Annotated in this window: 19 protein-coding genes and 1 other annotated feature; all 19 genes read right to left on the bottom strand. The window is 35.9% G+C overall.

Annotated elements, in window-relative coordinates; all coding sequences use genetic code 11:
* Positions 1-80: 80 nt before the first annotated feature.
* Positions 81-455, bottom strand: coding sequence for a cytochrome c550 (cccA, locus tag BN990_RS09230; RefSeq protein ID WP_021291094.1), 375 nt, complete (start codon positions 453-455; stop codon positions 81-83).
* Between the two features lie 361 nt (positions 456-816).
* The gene (gene rpoD, locus BN990_RS09225) at positions 817-1,938 is read right to left on the bottom strand and encodes an RNA polymerase sigma factor RpoD (RefSeq protein ID WP_021291093.1); all 1,122 of its coding nucleotides are present in this window, start codon (positions 1,936-1,938) and stop codon (positions 817-819) included.
* A gap of 31 nt (positions 1,939-1,969) precedes the next feature.
* Entirely contained in the window at positions 1,970-3,790 is a 1,821-nt protein-coding gene (dnaG, locus tag BN990_RS09220; protein WP_021291092.1) for a DNA primase, read from the bottom strand.
* Between the two features lie 457 nt (positions 3,791-4,247).
* Positions 4,248-5,048, bottom strand: a complete 801-nt coding sequence (locus tag BN990_RS09215) for a pyruvate, water dikinase regulatory protein (protein ID WP_021291091.1) — start codon at positions 5,046-5,048, stop codon at positions 4,248-4,250.
* Between the two features lie 25 nt (positions 5,049-5,073).
* Positions 5,074-5,703 carry a helix-turn-helix transcriptional regulator gene (locus BN990_RS09210; RefSeq protein ID WP_021291090.1) on the bottom strand — a complete coding sequence of 210 codons (630 nt, stop codon included), beginning with the start codon at positions 5,701-5,703 and terminating at the stop codon, positions 5,074-5,076.
* Between the two features lie 98 nt (positions 5,704-5,801).
* Positions 5,802-7,880, bottom strand: coding sequence for a glycine--tRNA ligase subunit beta (gene glyS / locus BN990_RS09205; RefSeq protein ID WP_021291089.1), 2,079 nt, complete (start codon positions 7,878-7,880; stop codon positions 5,802-5,804).
* Between the two features lies 1 nt (position 7,881).
* The gene (gene glyQ / locus BN990_RS09200; RefSeq protein WP_021291088.1) at positions 7,882-8,760 is read right to left on the bottom strand and encodes a glycine--tRNA ligase subunit alpha; all 879 of its coding nucleotides are present in this window, start codon (positions 8,758-8,760) and stop codon (positions 7,882-7,884) included.
* Positions 8,761-8,886: 126 nt separating this feature from the next.
* Positions 8,887-9,055, bottom strand: a binding site (T-box leader).
* Positions 9,056-9,107: 52 nt separating this feature from the next.
* A complete protein-coding gene (gene recO / locus BN990_RS09195; RefSeq protein WP_021291087.1) occupies positions 9,108-9,851 on the bottom strand; it encodes a DNA repair protein RecO in 744 nt (247 codons plus the stop codon).
* A gap of 48 nt (positions 9,852-9,899) precedes the next feature.
* Positions 9,900-10,040: a YqzL family protein gene (locus tag BN990_RS21875; protein ID WP_021291086.1), complete on the bottom strand. Its 141-nt coding sequence runs from the start codon at positions 10,038-10,040 to the stop codon at positions 9,900-9,902.
* Between the two features lie 94 nt (positions 10,041-10,134).
* Complete coding sequence (gene era, locus BN990_RS09190) at positions 10,135-11,037, bottom strand: GTPase Era (RefSeq protein ID WP_021291085.1); 903 nt, start codon at positions 11,035-11,037, stop codon at positions 10,135-10,137.
* Positions 11,038-11,283: 246 nt separating this feature from the next.
* A complete protein-coding gene (locus BN990_RS09185) occupies positions 11,284-11,646 on the bottom strand; it encodes a diacylglycerol kinase family protein (RefSeq protein ID WP_021291084.1) in 363 nt (120 codons plus the stop codon).
* A complete protein-coding gene (ybeY, locus tag BN990_RS09180; RefSeq protein WP_021291083.1) occupies positions 11,636-12,100 on the bottom strand; it encodes an rRNA maturation RNase YbeY in 465 nt (154 codons plus the stop codon). Before ybeY ends, BN990_RS09185 begins: the two co-directional genes overlap by 11 nt.
* Positions 12,101-14,182 (bottom strand): HD family phosphohydrolase, encoded by a 2,082-nt coding sequence (locus tag BN990_RS09175; protein WP_051170069.1) that lies wholly within the window; start codon positions 14,180-14,182, stop codon positions 12,101-12,103.
* Between the two features lie 131 nt (positions 14,183-14,313).
* Positions 14,314-15,276, bottom strand: coding sequence for a PhoH family protein (locus BN990_RS09170; protein WP_038243733.1), 963 nt, complete (start codon positions 15,274-15,276; stop codon positions 14,314-14,316).
* A gap of 2 nt (positions 15,277-15,278) precedes the next feature.
* Positions 15,279-16,496, bottom strand: coding sequence for a sporulation protein YqfD (yqfD, locus tag BN990_RS09165; RefSeq protein WP_021291080.1), 1,218 nt, complete (start codon positions 16,494-16,496; stop codon positions 15,279-15,281).
* Between the two features lie 10 nt (positions 16,497-16,506).
* Positions 16,507-16,791 carry a sporulation protein YqfC gene (gene yqfC, locus BN990_RS09160; RefSeq protein ID WP_021291079.1) on the bottom strand — a complete coding sequence of 95 codons (285 nt, stop codon included), beginning with the start codon at positions 16,789-16,791 and terminating at the stop codon, positions 16,507-16,509.
* Between the two features lie 174 nt (positions 16,792-16,965).
* Positions 16,966-17,475, bottom strand: a complete 510-nt coding sequence (locus BN990_RS09155) for a hypothetical protein (RefSeq protein WP_038243729.1) — start codon at positions 17,473-17,475, stop codon at positions 16,966-16,968.
* A gap of 16 nt (positions 17,476-17,491) precedes the next feature.
* Positions 17,492-18,487, bottom strand: coding sequence for a flotillin-like protein FloA (gene floA / locus BN990_RS09150; RefSeq protein ID WP_021291077.1), 996 nt, complete (start codon positions 18,485-18,487; stop codon positions 17,492-17,494).
* Between the two features lie 80 nt (positions 18,488-18,567).
* Entirely contained in the window at positions 18,568-19,893 is a 1,326-nt protein-coding gene (locus tag BN990_RS09145) for an NfeD family protein (RefSeq protein ID WP_021291076.1), read from the bottom strand.
* Between the last annotated feature and the right edge of the window lie 70 nt (positions 19,894-19,963).

Raw genomic sequence — 19,963 nt, 5'->3', positions numbered from 1 at the left:
TTCGTTATGTTCTTATATAAAGAAAAGCTTTCTGTTTATTAGCAGAAAGCTTCGCTTTTCACCTATTTCATCACGTTTAATTACTTTTTCTCTGCCAGCCATTTAGCCAATACTTCAGCCTCGGCTTCATTGGCCATACCAGCAGGCATTTGTCCTTTACCATTAATAATTACATCTTGAATCTCTTCTTGAGACAATCTACTACCAACTTGTGTCAAATCTGGTCCCATACCTCCAGATAGATCTGCCCCATGGCAGCTTGCACAATTCGATTCAAATATTGCTGCCGGATCATCGGTTGTCTCACCTTCTTGAGACTCGGCTTGTTCACCGCCACCTTCTTCCGCTTGTTGCATGTCATTACGTTGATCTAATCCTACAAATGATAGAATAATTACGCCAAGTATCCCTACTAAAGCAATGATTGCATATGGGATAACAGGGTTTCTTTTCATTACGTTTCCTCCTTATGTAATCCCCATTTCGTTATTAACTGTAAAAGACTATATTTATTTTACTTGAAAAACTGCTTTCTTTAAAGTGTTTACACATGAAAATTTATTAAAACTATTTAAATCTATAGACATAATAGACGAAAAATAGCAACTTATAAATAATACGATATATTAAGGAAGCCTTGCCGTCTTGATCATAATCCATACATATATGATCAGCATTAAAATACAAGTTGCAAAATAGTCTGAAATTGCGTAAAATGAAAACAAGAAATTGAAAACGTTAACAAAAATAAATTAGGATGATTATTATTAAAAGGAAAATCATTGGACAATGACGAGCATTGTCCAATGACATGAATTAATCAAGAAAATCTTTCAAACGTTTGCTTCTACTCGGATGTCTTAGTTTGCGAAGTGCCTTCGCTTCTATTTGACGGATTCTTTCTCTTGTTACACCGAACACTTTACCAACTTCTTCTAATGTTCTAGTACGACCGTCATCTAGACCAAATCGCAAGCGTAGTACATTTTCTTCACGATCTGTTAACGTATCAAGAACATCTTCTAATTGTTCTTTTAGTAATTCATAAGCCGCATGATCAGATGGAGAGACCGCTTCTTGGTCTTCAATAAAATCACCTAAGTGAGAGTCATCTTCTTCTCCGATTGGAGTTTCTAGAGATACTGGTTCTTGTGCAATTTTGAGTATGTCACGAACTTTATCTGGCGCTAGTTCCATTTCTTCTCCAATTTCTTCTGGAGTAGGTTCTCTACCTAAGTCTTGCAGCAATTGTCTTTGAACACGAATTAATTTATTAATCGTTTCTACCATGTGTACGGGAATTCTTATTGTTCTTGCTTGGTCAGCTATCGCTCTTGTAATTGCCTGTCTTATCCACCAAGTTGCATAGGTACTAAACTTGAATCCTTTTCGGTAATCAAACTTTTCTACTGCTTTAATTAATCCCATATTTCCTTCTTGGATAAGATCTAGGAATAACATACCTCTGCCCACATACCGCTTTGCAATACTCACAACTAAACGTAAGTTTGCTTCAGAAAGGCGGCGTTTCGCTTCTTCATCACCTTTTTCGATTCGTGTTGCTAAATCGATCTCTTCAGCAGCAGATAATAAATCAACCCGGCCAATTTCTTTTAAATACATACGTACTGGGTCATTTATCTTGATTCCCAATGGTACGCTAAGGTCATTCAGGTTAAATTCTTCCTCTTTTGCAATTTGTTGCATACTAGGATCCTCTTCGGATTCTCCTATTACTTCAACACCTTGATCTGCTAGGTACTCATAAAATTCGTCCATTTGGTCTGATTCAAGCGTAAAATTAGACAAACGATCTGCTATTTCTTCATATGCCAAAACACCTCGTTTTTTACCCATTTCTAATAACTGGTCTTTGGCTTGTTCTAAGGTTAGTTCAGATTCATTTTCTTTTGTTTGTGAAGGCTTGTTATCGGCCATGAGTCCCCCTCCTTCCATACTGCATAAAAAATCATTTCGGATGTTTTAGTTGCTTATTTATTTCAATAATTTGCATTGCTATTTGCGCTGCTTTTATTGGGTCCTGTTGTTGTTCAGCCATTTTTTGCTGATCTTTCAACGATTTAATTGTATCCATATCACTATTTTTAGTCCGGATAATTCGAATATAGTCATTCAATTCCTGATCACTGATATCCTCTTGTACTGGTAACATAGCTATTTCCGTAATTTGTTGCTGTAATTCCGAATCAGTAATCCTTTCTAGAAATAAACTGACATCTGCTTCATTTCCTTCTTCGTAAAATGCGTATAAATGAGTTGCAATGATTTTATGGGAATCTATATTAAATCCTGCTCCAATTTCGTCTTGAATTTTTTCAGTGATTCTCACGTTTTGGAGCATATAGGAAATTAATTGTCTCTCTGCATTTTGAAAAGCTGGGAGCAACTTCGATTTCCGAACATTCCATACCGTATTACTAGTATATCTGTTCTTTTGGTGATTATCCTTATTTGTGCCAAACTTTTCGCGATAACCTGAAATTTCATTTGTTAACGTATCAATGGATATACCATATTCTTTACTTAATTCTTTCACATAATATTCCCGTTCAATGGGACTATCAATCATTGCGAGTTGCTTTAATACTTTTTCTATATAGTTTATGCGATCTCCTTCATGATTTAAATTAAAATCTTTCTTCAAAAATCGCATATAGAAACTCATAAATGTATCACTTGCTTTTATTACTTCCTTCTCAAATGCATCTCCTCCATAAGTCTGAATAAAACTGTCAGGATCTATGTTATTTTCCAGATGTGCTATTTTTACTTCACAGCCAGATTGTCTTAATAAAACAGCTGCTTTATATGCAGCATCTAAGCCAGCTCGATCTCCGTCATAACACAGAATTACGGTATTAACATAACGCTTGAGAAGTTTCGCCTGATATTCAGTTAATGCAGTACCTAATGTTGCAATAACATTTCGAATACCCGCTTGATAAGCAGCGATAATATCCATTTGCCCTTCAAAAAGAATAGCTTCATTTTTCTTACGGATGTGCTTTTTGGCTAGATCAAAATTATAAAGAAGTTTTCCTTTATGGAACAACTCACTTTCTGGACTATTAATATACTTTGGCTTACTATCCCCGATAGTAGCTCGGCCACCGAAGGCAACAGTCTTACCCAAATGGTTTCGAATAGGAAATATAATTCTTCCTCTGAACCTGTCACTAATTTGACCGTCTTCCCGTAAATTGATCAAACCAGCTTTTACTAATAATTGCTGATGAAATCCTTTTTTCTTTAAGAATTCAGCGGTAAAGTCCTTTACATTAGGAGCAAAACCGAGTTGAAACGCATCGATTGATTCATCCTTTACACCCCGGTCTTGTAAATAACCATATCCTTCTTTTCCATCCTTTGTATAACGGAGAAGATGATGATAAAGCTTTGCTAACCATTCATGCGCGGACAATATATCCTGATTCTCTTGAGACAATGAACTTTCAGTCGTTTTTGAATTTGTCTCAGGTAGTTGGATTCCACTTCTATCCGCAAGATGCTGCAGTGCTTCAAAAAATGAATAATTCTCCATTTCCATCAGAAATGTAACTACATTTCCACCCTTGCCACAGCCAAAACAATGAAATATTTGCTTTTCTTGGGTCACTGAAAATGATGGTGTTTTCTCTCCATGAAAAGGACAAAGACCAAAATAATTTCTTCCTTGTTTTTTTAACTGAATATAATCCCCAATAATGTCTACAATATCATTAGCTTTACGAATTTCTTCGATCACTTCTTCAGGAATTTGATTGGACATAAAATCACCATGCTAATTAATATTCGTCTTTCATTAAAAAAATCCTTCATTTTTCGACAATATTTTTTAAAAAAGCCGAAAAAAATTCCTTCTTCATGTGTAAACATCATCAGTGAAGGACACTCATATCACTAGCTCTCCTAAACTTTGAAAACTAGCTTCCAATAAGAAACGACTTGTAGACGCTAATTGTTATCTGTCTTTCCAATACATACTTCTACATAAGTCTTACAAAATCCTTCTTCAAAGATAAGGTTTCTTTACATAAACATACATTATAAACGATACGTATGTTATATCATTACACAAAGACTCATTATAATATACTTTTTTATAAAAAGCTATTAAATCGTTTCTAGTTTTATATTATTGCCAGCAGTGTTGATTCCTAACCATGAAAAAACATTCTACACACTAGATATAGAATGTTTTTTATGAAGTTATCTCTTAAAAACTACTATTTTTTAATGATTTGTCGGATACTATTTGCTGTTTCCTCTACTGCTTTATTTGAAACATCAATTACATGACAGCCTATTTTTTTAACTATAGCATCAAAATAATCAAGCTCTTTATAGATTCTTTCCATGTTAGCATATGTCGCTTGATCACCTAATCCCAACGCTTTTAACCTTTCTTTACGAATTTCATTTAGTTTTGCTGGGCTTATTCGTAATCCAATGCATTTGCTTGGGTCAACGTCAAATAATTCTTCAGGAGGATCCACTTCTGGCACAATGGGCACATTTGCAACTTTTAAACGCTTATGTGCTAAATATTGAGATAAGGGTGTTTTCGAAGTTCTTGAAACTCCAATTAAAACAATATCAGCTCTGGAAATTCCTCTTGAATCCCGCCCGTCGTCGTATTTCACAGCAAATTCGATTGCTTCTACACGTTTAAAATAATCTTCGTCCAGTTTATGAACCAACCCTGCTTCCATTCTCGGAGATCGATTAAACACACGTTCCATTGCTTTTAACATTGGTCCCATAATGTCAATTGCTTCCATATTCAATTGTTTTGCACGTTCATTTACATAGTTTCGAAGACTTGGATCGACAAGTGTAAAGCCAATTAGACCGTTGTTTTCATTAGCAAGCTGTAGTGCATCATCAATCGTTTCTTTATCTTCGACATATGGAATGCGCTGTATCTTATAGGTTCCATCATTAAATTGACTCAAGCCTGCTTTAATAACTAACTCAGCAGTTTCCCCTACTGAATCAGATAATACATAGACAGGTTGCGTAAACATGAATCTACCCCTTCCTATCAATTGATTACAAATCTTTATCCAAAATTAATTCCACAAATGCCTTGGTAATTGTCGTTTTCGTTATTCTGCCAACTACTTCTAACCCTTGGTCTGAATCTTTAATGACTGGAATCCCATCAATTTGCTTATCAATTAAATTCTTAGCCACATCAACTAATAAATCCTCTTTTCTACAAACTGTTATATTCGGCATCCTTGTCATAATAATATGTACAGGGACTGTACTTAAATCTTGTTGTCCAATACTTGCACGTAGTAAGTCTTTTCTAGATAAAACACCTGTTAAACAAGCATAATCATCGACCACAAACAGGGTCCCCACATCTTCCAAAAACATTGTTGATATAGCATCATACACCGATACACTTTCCTTTACTACAATTGGCACATGTTGATATTCATATACTTTAAACTTTTTAATTTGCTCTGTAAGTAATTCTGTTCCTGTTTTACCTGTGAAAAAATAGCCTACACGAGGGCGGGCATCCAGAAATCCCGCCATCGTCAAAATGGCTAAATCAGGACGTAATGTAGCACGAGTTAAGCTTAGCCGTTCAGCAATATTTTCACCAGTAATTGGTCCGTTTTCTTTAACTATTTGAAGTATTTCTTCCTGTCTATTTGATAACTCCATCTCTTTCACCACCTACAAACGATGTGACATCAACTGTTACTTCTATTATAGACTAAATATACTGAAAAGAGAATTGGATCGCTTTACAGAAAGAAAAATTAGAAATGTTGTTTCCATTCAATTTGTGTCAAATCTGCATACCGATTAATTATATTTGCTATATTAGCTAACAACCCTAAACGATTGTTGCGAACTCGTTCATTATCCGTCATGACCATATTATTATCAAAGAAAAGGTGGATAGGTTCAGCTAGTTTAGCAATTAACTGTAAGTTCTTTTCAGCATTTCGATCTGTATCCTGATATGATTCTTCCACAAATTGATATTGTTCATATAACGCTTTTTCCGAATCCGTTTCAAATAGTTGAGGGTCTACACTCGTCGTTTCCGCTTTTTCAGCTAAATTTAGAACACGTACCAAAGCCTCTTGGATAGGCTTAAATGCATCATCATTTCTTTTCTCTGATAACGTTTGTGCTTTAGCTAATGTATAATCGTAAATTCCAACACCATCATGTAAGACTGCTTGAATAATATCCTGCTCCACCGCAGCTTCTTTTAATAAGAAGGCGGCACGTAAGGAGAAAAATTCTTTTAAATGAACAAATGATTGGTCATGATTTGACAATGGAACATTCGATTGCTTAAAGACATCTTGGGCAATTCGTAATAAGTTTTCAATTTGCATATCCCACTTAAATGTTTTAACTATTCGTAATATACCTGTTGCTTGCCTTCGTAGACCGTATGGATCCTGTGAACCCGTTGGCATTAAACCAACAGATATACATCCTGTGATAGTATCTAACTTGTCGGCTATACTTACAATTGCCCCTACTTCTGTTGCTGGCAGATCTCCATTTGCTTGAATTGGCAAATAATGTTCACGAATTGCTTGAGCAACAAGGTCATTTTCTCCATATAAATGTGCATATTTTTCACCAATTACACCTTGCAGCTCAGTAAATTCATTGACCATATTTGTTGGTAAGTCAAATTTACAAATAGAGGCAGCACGGATTGCTAAGGACATTTTATCTGTATTTAGATGAATGAATTTACCTATTTGTTCAGTTAACGCTGTAACACGCTGTACTTTATTCGCAATCGTACCTAATTTTTCTTGAAAAACAACCCGTTCAAGTTTTGCTAAATAATATTCAATGGAATGCTTCTGATCTTCTTCATAGAAAAAGGCAGCATCAGATAATCGAGCACGTAAGACTTTCTCATTACCCTTAATCACCGTATCAATCGCATAATCATTCCCGTTACGGATTCCAACAAAGTAAGGAAGCAGCTTTCCGTCTAATGATTTTACAGGAAAATAACGTTGATGTTCTTTCATGGAAATGATTAAAACTTCATCCGGAAGCTTTAAAAACTGCTGGTCAAATGATCCAAGAAACACTTGAGGGAATTCCACTAAATTACGAACCTCATCAAGTAAGTGTTTATCGACAGGTATTTGAATATCTTTATCCTTCTCTAAAGTATGAATTCCCTTTAGGATTTTTTCTTCTCTTTTTAGGGGATCAACGATAACATATTGGTTCAATAACGCTGACTCATAATTAAGTGGGTCTTCTAGCGTTATATTATCACCTAAAAAACGATGACCAAAAGTCAGGTTACTGCTGGTAACCTTCGCTACTTCAAACGGAATAATTTCACTTCCGAATAAGCCAACAAGCCATCGAATCGGACGTGCATACCTAATCGATTGCGTACCCCAACGCATATTTTTGCCAAAGGTTATCGATTCAATTATTTTATGAAATTCAGGTAGTAAATCAAAAGTTGTTTGACCTTCGATATGTTTTTTAATGAATACATAGGAAGTACCATTAAGCTCTTTTATATATAGATCGTCCGTTGTCTTTCCTTGCCCTTTCGAAAAACCAATTGCAGCTTTCGTCCAATTCCCATCTTCACCTTTGGCAATTTTCAAGGAAGGGCCCTTAACCTCTTCTGCTATCGTTGTCTGTTCCTCAGCCACACCTTTAATCATAACCGCTAATCGCCTTGGCGTAGAAAATGATCGTATTTGTTCATATGAAATTCGTAAATCATGTAACCAAGCTTCTGTCTTTTCTTTCAACTGCGATTCTGCATCATCAATAAACCGCGCTGGTAATTCCTCTAAGCCAATTTCAAATAATGCATTTTTTGTCATTTTATTTTTCCTCCTTTTGCAACATCGGGAAACCAAGACGTTCTCTTTCTGCAACGTAAGCTTTCGCTATACTACGAGCTAGATTACGAATTCTAGTTATATATCCAGTACGCTCTGTAACGGATATAACACCTTTTGCATCTAGGAGGTTAAACGTATGGGAGCATTTTAAAACATAGTCATATGCCGGGAATACTAAACCCTTATCCATCGTTTCTTTCGCTTCCTTTTCATATTTTGTAAATAAGTCAAATAGCATTTCTGTATTTGATTCTTCAAATGTATATTTCGAATGCTCGTATTCTGGTTGATAAAAGATATCCTCTACGGTTACACCTGTCGTCCATTCCAAATCAAAGACATTTTCTTTATCCTGGATATAAGATGCAAGCCGTTCAATGCCATACGTAAGCTCTACTGCCACAGGATTCGCTTCTAAGCCCCCTATTTGTTGGAAATAGGTGAATTGAGTAATTTCCATTCCATCTAGCCATACTTCCCAGCCCAGACCAGCAGCGCCAAGAGTAGGGTTTTCCCAATTGTCCTCCACAAACCGAATATCATGTTCAAGTGGATTAATACCTAATTTTTTCAAGGATTCAAGGTATAGTTCTTGGATATTATCAGGAGAAGGCTTCATAATTACTTGAAATTGATGATGCTGATAAAGTCGGTTAGGGTTATTACCATACCTACCATCTGCAGGCCGTCTTGAAGGTTCCACATAAGCAACATTCCAAGGCTCTGGTCCAAGACTACGTAATAATGTCATTGGAGACATTGTCCCTGCTCCTTTTTCTACATCATACGCCTGCATAATAATACAATTTTGTTCAGACCAATGTTTTTGCAATGTTAATATCATTTCTTGAATAGTCATTAATCACATATCCTCCATTACGAATTATTCGCTTCTCAGCAGCTATTTCACCTATAAGGTGAATGAACCCTTAGAGAAACTGCTCTTTGCAAATAAATATCCCCGTCTCTATGTCTCTAAACGGGACATAGGGACGGGGATCAACCGCGGTTCCACCCTATTTGCTCTCTTAAAGAGCCACTTTATTTGCATTGCTCCAAAGCGCCCTTCCCCTTTGTTCCATCATCCAGCTCTCACCAATCTGGACTCGCTTTACAAGGATACAAAAGGTACTTTTCTTTTTCACAGCAATGTTATCGTATCATTTTATGTACAAATAATACGTCATTTATCCTTGTCATGTCAACTTATTTTAATAAATCCAGTTGATTTAAAAATTTCCGTGACTTGATAAAATAGCCGCCATAATAATCATAATAAGCATCTAACAGTTGACGTAACAAGCGTTTATTCTCGTTTTTAATCGAAATAGTTCCCACCTGCTGTAAGTTAACTGTTGCAAAAATATGTAATAATTTAGCTACAGCATTAGGTAACGGGATGGCTTCCGGATCCATTCTTCTACATTCCCTGCAGAGCAACCCACCCTCAGTAATCGAAAATACAAACGGAGAATTCCGATTGCCGCAATTACTGCAACGACTTACTAATGGCGCAAACCCACCTTTTGCATATAGTTTTAATTCATACATCATCATGGGAATACTAGGTTCCTCATTTTCAGCAATCCAAGTCATGGTTTCATGCAATTGATGGAATATAGTTAGATCTGGCTTTTTGTCATCCAGTAACTTATCCGTAAGTTCAATAATATATGCAGCATATGCCGTTTTAATGATGTCCTCTCGGATTTTTCGAAATGAATCAATAACTTCCCCTTGTTGGATAGTGCTCAAGCCACTATTAACATAAACAAAGAATTGTGCATAGATGAATGGCTGCGTTACGGCAGCCATTCGACTTTTCGGTTTTTTTGCACCACGAGCGATGGCGGAAAGTTTACCTAATTTCTTACTATATATCGTGACAATTTTATGCGTTTCCCCATAGTCATTTGTCTTTAATACAATACCTTCTATTTTTTCAAGCACATAGATTCACCTTTGCCTCATCTATTCTTACACGTTTTCAATTCTTTACTAATTGGTATCTAATGGTGTTATTTTTTGACCTTCATGCTGGGTTACTTCATTTTTCCGTTCATTTTCTAACTCTTTCATCAATAAATAGGTTTCAATGTTTCCTGTTTGGCTGAATAATTTCCAGGTTAAATCAATCACAAGAAAACCCACCTTTCTTTAATGTTTGAAAATGTAACTTACTACTTAGAATCACCACAACACTAAAAACAATTAGTATAAAAATTTACCATGTTTAATATTCATCGCTTCGAAAACCGTATTCATATAGCTGATTTTGCTTGTTTCTCCAATCCTTTTTAACTTTTACCCAAAGCTCTAAGTACACTTTTGTACCTAGTAATTTTTCAATATCTTCTCGAGCTGCTTTCCCAATATTTTTCAACATACTTCCATGCTTACCAATCAGTATTCCTTTTTGGGTTTTTCTTTCGGTTACAATTGTAGCTTGTATATATAATTTCTGATCGTCTGCTTTTTCCATCTGCTCCAGCACAACAGCTATCGAGTGCGGTACTTCTTCCCTAGTTAGTTGCAATACTTTTTCTCGTATTAGTTCTTGCATAACAAATCTTTCTGGGTGGTCAGTAATTTGGTCTTCAGGGTAATATTGCGGTCCTTCTGGAAGATCTTTCTTGAGGACTTCCAGCATATGATCCACATTATTCCCTTGCAAAGCAGAAATGGGAATAATCTCTGCGAATGCATATTTTTCTTTATATTGATCTATTAAAGGTAACAAATCATCTGGATGAACAAGATCAATTTTATTAATAATTAAATAAACTGGTCTTTTTACTTGATGCAGACGCTCGATAATATATTGATCCCCTTTGCCGTGACCTTCACTAGCATTGATCATAAATAAAATAGCATCTACTTCATTCAACGTATTTTCAGCAGTTTTTACCATGAAGTCCCCAAGTCGATGCTTTGGTTTATGAATTCCAGGTGTATCAATAAAAATAATTTGAGAATGCTCTTCTGTTAACACGCCTTGAATCTTGTTTCTTGTGGTTTGTGGCTTATCACTCATAATTGCAATTTTTTGGCCAATCACTCTATTCATAAATGTAGATTTCCCAACATTTGGTCTACCAATAATTGCTATAAATCCGGATTTAAAACTATATTCCATGTTGCTTCCTCCACGACGTATTTCAAATGTTTTATCCATATCATACTACAAATAAGCTTCTGTTTCATGCAATCGACAAAAGCTTTAAAAACTTTTGGTTCTTTTATTAAAATAGCACTTCTCTAGACAAAATTCACGGATAATTACCCTGTAAACGCAAATTTTGTATTTTCCTTAAAATAGTGAATCAATAATAAATTACCCCCAATTGTTGGATATTAACCAACAATTGGGGGCTTCAGGGAGCTAAAATAAAGCAATGATGTTGGGAATAAATATAAACAGTCCAATTATAAAAGCTGCTACTGCCGCGATCAACACACCTCCAGCAGCCATATCTTTAATTTGTTTGGCTGCTGGGTGAATATCTGGCTTGATGTAATCCATGATTCTTTCAATTGTACTATTAATCATTTCAGCAATTAAGACAATACCAATTGCTATTACAATAAATATCCATTCCATTCTAGATAATCCAAGAATGAACCCTGCAATAATGACAAGAAGGGCCGTTATTAAATGAATTTGAAAGTTACGTTCCAATTTAACTACTTGAACGATACCCTCCCAAGCATAGGAAAAGCCAATCGACCATTTTTTATCTTTCAATTCCAAACTCACCTAATAATTGATCTTGTTTTGCAAACATGTTTTGTTCATCCTCTTTTGACATATGATCATATCCTAAAAGATGAAGAAAGCCATGAATCGTTAGAAAACCTAATTCTCTTTCTAATGAGTGATTATATTCCTCTGCTTGTTCTTTTGCTTTTTCAATAGAAATAACAATATCACCTAATAATAACGGTAAATCTTCATCAATAATGTCTATTTCACCTTCTCCAGTCTCTTGCATTGCAAAAGAGATTACATCTGTTGGTGTGTTCTTTTGTCTATAATTTCGATTAATTTCTTGAATCTCCTTATTACTCACAAAATTAATGGATACTTCCGCTTCTTGGGTAATACCTTCTTTTTCAGCTGCAAAGGTTACCAAGCGTTGAATCATATCAATATAATCACTCGGTACAGAGTTGGTTTTATCATGAAAATCAATATACACTTATTTTGCCTCCTTCATCGGATATTGTATGCGAGAATGAAAAATACCTTTCAATGTATTACATATCGTTCGTTGTATTATATTTATTTCCTTTAATGTTAGTGGGCAATCATCAAGTTGACCGTCAGTCATTTTATTATTAATGATTGATGTTACAATTTCCTCAATTTTAACTTCTGTTGGTTCTTTTAATGAACGGACAGCTGCTTCAACTGAATCACAAATACTAATAATAGCGGATTCTGACGACTGTGGTTTCGGTCCTGGATAACGAAATTGATCCTCTGTAACTGCTGGGTTTTTTCCTTGTTCTTTGATATAAAAGAACTTTAATAAGGATGTACCATGATGTTGTTTAGCAATATCAATGATTTCTTCTGGAAGACGGTGTTTACTTAACATTTCTGCGCCATCATATGGATGATTAATAATGATTTTAGCACTCTCCTCAGGAGTAATGGTATCATGAGGGTTTTTTATTGCAAGTTGATTTTCAATAAAATAATGTGGACGCACAGTCTTCCCAACATCATGATAATATGCACCTACCCTCGCAAGCAAGCCATTCGCACCAATAGCTTCACATGCTGTCTCACTTAAATTTGCGACCATAACAGAATGGTGATATGTACCTGGCGCCTCCGTCAGCAGTTTTTTTAATAACGGTTGATTTGGACTCGATAACTGTAATAATTTGATGTCCGAGAGGATTCCTAATGATGTTTCAAAAAATGGCAGCAACCCTATTGTTAATACGGCTGATAAAAAAGCTGAAGCCGCAGCAAAGGATGTTTGGATAAAAATATCGGATAAGGCGTACTTTTCGAACGAGAGAAATATAAATAATACGACAATAATCATATTAGTAATACCAATACCTAACCCTGCTTTAACAATCGCAAGTCGATCTTTCACATTCATTAAGAGGATGATTGCTGCTATTTGGGAAAGAAAGAAATAGATTCCTGCTTCCACATGAAGTGATCCTGGTATTTGATTATTAAAAATAACACTACCTAAAATAGCGTACAAGCCACTGAGGACAATCGCAGACCGTTCATGTATTAATTGCTTAATTAATAATGCCCCAGTAGCTATTGGCATTACATAAAATAATTGATTTACTTGCGTTGTATAGATACTAACGATTTTCATCAACGAAAGGATGATTATACTAATTAGTACAATTGAAATTATTTTTCCTCGATCTAATTGATGATGTTTAGCTACCCAATTCATTTCATGTGCAATGATAAAGCAAATCAGAAAAATAAGTAGAGATAAGCCAATGCCGGGGAATAGATTACGTTCCTTATCTAGTACACCTACTAAGTCCAGTTTTTCATAAATCTCATTTGTGATTATTTGTTCTTCCCGAACAATAATTTCTCCTGCTCTAATAACTACAGGGTCAACACTACTAGCAGCTTCTTTCCTAGCATTTGCTGTTTTATCCACATCGAAAAAGGAGTTTTCAACCACAGCGAATTCCGTTAAACTCGTTAACACGTTTTTTATATCTGTATTCAACGCTTCATATTTAATAGTTTGATTAATACTGGTGATCGCACTCTGGGTATTCTCTGTTCGTACGCCATTGTTCATTGTTTCTGTTAGCGATTCCAAGAAAAGCTTCTTTCCATTGTTTCGATCATTTTCTGGGATTTCCACTAACTGAGACAATAAATCATCACTTATTCCTTCGGTAATTTCTGGTGACAAGATTTGCTTTAATCGTTGTACCTTTTCCTGATTTGAAAGAGGTGGTGAAGAAGCATCTTCTGAATTGTCTTGTCCAGCGCCAATATCTTGATCTAACTTATTCACCGCATCAAAAAGTTCATTTACATAAGCAACTCGTTCGTCCGTAATTTCTTGATCAATATCATACCTGTCTTCTACTGCTTGGACAGTTTCTCTCGTTTTCCGTTCTGTTTCTTGTTCATTCTCCATCGTAACTGGCGAACGAATAGTCTCCTGTGCTCTGCTAAAACGCTCAATTTCATACGTTTCGGTATGTACATTATTAATCGTCATTACAAAAAAGAATACTGCTAGTAATATAGTAGAAAGAATAATCATCAGCCATTTATTAGAGCTTTTCTTTATCCATGCAGAAACATTGAATCTCTTTTTAAACAATTGTTTCTACCCCCTTTTAACCAGGAAAATACAGAAATAAGACCCATCTACAAAGGGTCTTACATTCTGGTTCATTTATTTCCTTGTTCATAAGCTTCTATGATACGTTGAACCAAAGGATGACGTACAACATCATTTTGTTCCAGATATACGAATCCTATTCCCTTCACCCCATTCAATAAATGGCTAGCAGCATGCAGACCAGATTGAACCCCTTTAGGTAAGTCAATTTGAGTAATATCTCCGGTGATTACCATCTTGGATCCAAATCCCAAGCGAGTTAAGAACATTTTCATTTGTTCAGGGGTTGTGTTCTGTGCTTCATCCAATATGACAAATGCATCATCCAGCGTTCTACCACGCATATATGCTAGCGGAGCAATTTCAATTGTATCTCGTTCAATTAATCGAATCGTGTGCTCTGCACCTAACACATCATGTAACGCATCATATAATGGCCTTAGATATGGATCTACTTTTTCTTTTAAATCTCCAGGTAAAAAACCCAAACTCTCTCCAGCTTCTACAGCTGGTCTCGTTAAGATAATACGCTTTACTAATCCGTTTTTTAAAGCATGAACTGCCATAACAACTGCTAAATAAGTTTTACCAGTACCTGCAGGCCCTATCCCAAATACAAGATCATTTGCTTTTATTGACGCTATATAATTGCGTTGTCCTAGCGTTTTTACCCGTATTGATTTTCCCTTTGCATTTTTCGTAATTTCATCTTCATACAATGTTTCAAATTGATTTAATTTCCCTTTTTTAGCTAACTCGACTGCATATACTACATCTCGTTCAGTTATGCTTAATCCTTTACGAATAACCGAAAGCAACGTTAATAGTATGTCTTGAACAAGATCTATTGCTTCTTTATCTCCAGACACCCGAACTTGTTCGCCTCTTGTTACAATCGAAATGTTAAGTAATTCTTCTAATTGAAAAAGATTCTTGTCATTTGTGCCAAATAATGCTAATGCCTCATTTGGATTTGAAAGTTGTAAATCAATCTCAGTAAGATTTTCTGGCATACTCAATCTCCTTGACGTAAAGGTTGTGTTTCAACAATATTTTCTTCTACAGTCATATATAAGTTTAGTTTAACTTTACCATTCTCTAATGATTCATGCAAAACTTTTTCAGATACAATTCGAGCCTTTGGTCCTAGCCGTAATCTCAATTCTTCTTTTGCCTGGTTTATCCCTGCTTCGACAGCTTCATTTTTTGTTCTTTTCTGTTTATCATACGTTTTTTCACTTACTAAGGTTTCAATAAGTTTAACAGGAAGTTCCCACTTAAAAAATCGAATTGGTTCTTCTGAAATTTCTCGGTGCGTATTTTCAAACTCTGTCGACCCAAATCCCCAGATAGGCACCCGGAAATCTCCAAAACCTAGATGAAATTTCTTTTCTTGATTTCCCGTCAACTGTTCCGTATTAGCTTGTAGAGGAACAGAAACTTTCACTTCATACCAAGTTGTGGCCATTATCTCTCCATCTGCTGCTACATAACCTACTTGTTTATGCTCATCATCTTCTCGTTCTGCTTCCTCATTCACACCCATATTTCCAGATACTAAAAGATCTCCCGGTTCTACATAGTCATTAACATGTACCTGAGGAACACCCTTTGTTACATACATGTTTTTGATAATCCCTTTTTTGGAGGCAATTAGATTTCTAGGACCAGGTGTTTCTTCTTCTTTTACAACAACCTTTTCAACTCCCTCTAAATAGAAGGTTGTCCCTTTTTGATCAATACCTACCCATAATAATTCAGGAACATCATCTAATAATTGTTGTTGAATTTCTTTCGGTGACTCTAAAGAAAATATCCATGTTCCAGGATGAATTCCATATTGATTTAACTGCTTATTAATTTTCTCTTCAATATCTTTAGGTACTCCCGTTATTTTAACTTCCCATAGAATATTGGATAGAAATAAAATTAGTAAAATACTTAAGAAGAATCCCAGCAATAATTCCTTTTTTCCAAGTAATTTACGTATAAAAAAAGGATAGCCTTTTCGTTGTTTAAATCTGATTTTATATTGTGTTCTTCTTCTTAATTGTTTAATTTGCTTTATATCACTTACCTTTATATTTCCCTCGCAAACATCGTTTTTGGTTTTTCTGACATCCCATACACGTATCCCATAGCTTGTACAATGCTGGAAAAACAACTCCGGTTTTTCCCCAGTAACTGCAATTGTTACATAACCAGTTAATGCTGATTCTTGGATATACTTCATGTCCTCCTCCTTATCCATCGGGTAAGAATTTTATATCGCTTATTGTTCCTTCTAGTAAGATCTCTTCAGGTAGCATCATCTTTAATACAAAGGCTGATCCTGTTACTTGGATATAACCGTTATTTGCTCTTAATTTTAATTCTGTATCCGAATATGTAACCAATCCCTTATGATTTTCAATATATACATGCAATTGGCCAATCACAGTGATTCTAGGAAGTTCAAGTACCACATCTGAAGGAAGTGCAAAATATTTTGTTAACCATGGTCGGATTCCTTGTTGCAGTTTCTTCACAAATGCAGCCCCCTCTCACATTCATATTTATGAAAGTTTGAAGGAGATAAGAACATAATCCGCTCAAAAAACACGTTTGTTTGCCAATTTCATATTCAATGATCAATTATTATGAACAAAAAAACACTCGTAAGTATAAAAACTTACGAGTGAAGAGAATTAAAAAATGACGGTTTATTTTTTTCTTTCATATATCACGTTTTGATATGGTTTCAATGCTCTTGGCTTTCCTAACACCTCAGCCATAATAACGCCATTCACTAACCCTTTCTTCGTCAAATTATTGGATACTTGTTTTTTCAACCGAATCTGTTGTTCTGTCAATTCTTTTTCAACATTTCGTGTCAGATCATTAAAAGCTGTCTCTTTGTTGTAACTCTCCGATTGATCAACTTTTCGATTAGCACCCATTTGACCAGCTAATCTTTCCATTTGCTCTTTATGCTGCTGTTCTACTGAAATCGTCGAGCTGGTTTGTGGCTGACTGGTAGTTGGGAAAGATGCGTCACGATTCGAATTATCTCTCATTGGACGAGGAGTTCGGTTTGGCCGATTTGGGCTACTTTCCTTCTCGCTATTTTTATTCCAGCCATCCCTAAGAAAACCAATGATTCCAGCAATGATTACAAAAATTATAAAGATATTACTAAAAATAGCTTCAATTAAATTCGACAAGGCATCCATCAAACCCCACCTTTATCTATTTATGATCATTTTCTTCATTATTGTCTTCAGATAATTTTCCGATAGACCCTCTCATATCTGTATCAGCATCGATATTCTTGTAATTCATATAATCCATGACACCTAGATTCCCTGACCGTAGTGCTTCTGCCAGTGCTAATGGTACATCTGCTTCTGCTTCAACAACTTTAGCACGCATTTCTTGAACACGTGCAAGCATTTCTTGTTCTTGAGCAACAGCCATTGCTCTACGTTCTTCAGCTTTTGCTTGGGCGATATTCTTATCTGCTTCTGCTTGGTCTGTTTGTAAAATTGCTCCGATGTTTTTACCGATATCCACATCTGCAATATCGATGGACAAAATCTCAAATGCAGTTCCTGCATCTAATCCGCGATTTAATACATTATGAGAGATAGAGTCTGGATTTTCTAAAACTTGCGTATGGGCTTCTGAGCTACCGATTGTACTTACAACACCTTCCCCAACTCGGGCAATTACCGTTTCTTCACCAGCACCACCGACAAGTCGGTCAATATTCGCTCTAACTGTAATCCTAGCTTTTGCTTTCACTTCTATACCGTCCATCGCTATACCAGCAATAAATGGCGTTTCGATTACTTTAGGATTTACACTCATTTGAACAGCTTCTAATACATCACGACCAGCGAGGTCGATTGCTGCACCTCGTTCAAATGGCAATTCAATATTTGCACGATGTGCTGCAATTAATGCATTGACCACCCGATCGACGTTACCACCAGCTAAATAATGGCTCTCTAGTTGATTTGTTTTCACATTCAAACCTGCTTTATGGGCTTTAATTAGCGGATTGATTACTCGATTAGGTACTACTCTTCGCAGCCGCATCCCAACCAGTTGAAAGATTCCAACTTTTACACCTGCTGCTAATGCACTAATCCATAACATAACAGGGATAAATGTAAATAAAATTGCAACAGCAATTAGTATTACCGCAATAATAATTAGCGGCATAAATTCTTGTAATTCCATGTCCATACCTCCTAGGTAAATTATATAATGTAAAAACTTTTCCCAATAGTTCCTCCTACTGGTGCTAAGTTAAACATACGTTAGATTTTTCTGACGACAATTCGTACGCCTTCTACTTTTACTACTTTGATTTGTTGACCTTCATCGATGAATCCACCTTCTGAGACCACATCTAATCGCTCCTGGTCAATCATAGCTGTTCCAGCAGGACGTAAAGGCGTAACGACGATTCCAGCTGAACCTATTAAATCTAACCGATTTTCAGCAGATACATATCCTTGTTCGGAAGTGGTTTGTTCTTTTAAGATAATATGTCGAAAAACTCCTTTATCCATTCCTATTCTTCTAAATAAGATAACCGCGATAATTAAAGTAACTAAAAAGGCAATTCCTATACTCATTGACATGTGGCCAAGATCATAGCCAGACATAAATAAGGAAACGATAATGGCTCCGATACCTAATACCCCAACAATTCCACCTGGCACAAAAAATTCAGCAATAATTAATACAACTCCTAGTATGAGTAAAACAATTGCTTCCATACCTGCTAGTCCTGCAACAATATGACCATAGAAGAAAAGGATTAACGAAATGAGCCCCATAATTCCAGGGATACCAAAGCCTGGAGAAAATACTTCGATTACTAATCCAATACTAGCAATAGATAGCAGGATTGGGATCACTACTGGATTCGTTAAAAACCTTGCAATTTCCTCTGCTAGCGTAGCTTCTTTTTCTACTACAGTAGCATTTGCAAGTCCTAACTCATTTAACAATTCAACACGATCATCTACTGTCCCTTCAGAGTACCCTACCTCTAAAGCTGATGAAGGATCTAAAGTGAGGAATTCCCCTTCGCCCGCATTTAATTCTGGTAGATCTACGCTTTTGTCAGCCATTGCAACAGCATATAACGGATCTCTTCCCTTTGATTCAGCAGCGCTTTTCATTGCGGCAATCCAAGCTGATTGCGCTTTTTGATCAGCTGCAGTTCCATCAGAATTAATCACGCCACTTGCTCCCATTGTAGCTTGTGGTTTCATATAAATCGAATCTGTGTTTAAAGCGATATATGAACCTGCTGATAATGCTTGATTTACAACAAACGATGTAGTGGGAATCTCAAGATCTTGAATAAGAGAAGCTATTTCACTAGCAGAATCTACTCTCCCACCAGGTGTATTAATCTCAAATATAATATGGTCTGCTCCTTCTTTCACTGCCTCTTCTGTTGTTCGACTCAGAAAAGCCTGGAGACCTCTCTCTACTTCCCTTTCAATCGGTATGATATAGACAGATTCACCCTGCCCATCTTTTGCACTTACTTGCATTTCCTGGTTAAATCCAAAAAGTAAAACAGCAAATAGCAAGATCACATATGTAATTAATTTCTGCCCAGGCAAATATGTTCACCCCCTTACAATAGGATTACTATTTATACGAATAAACCGTAAAATGGTTTCAATTCTTTCT

The sequence above is a fragment of the Virgibacillus salexigens genome (assembly GCF_000723585.1).
Lineage (GTDB): Bacteria > Bacillota > Bacilli > Bacillales > Amphibacillaceae > Virgibacillus > Virgibacillus salexigens.
Note: the sequence above shows the minus strand (reverse complement) of the source record. Positions and strands in the feature narration are given on the sequence as shown.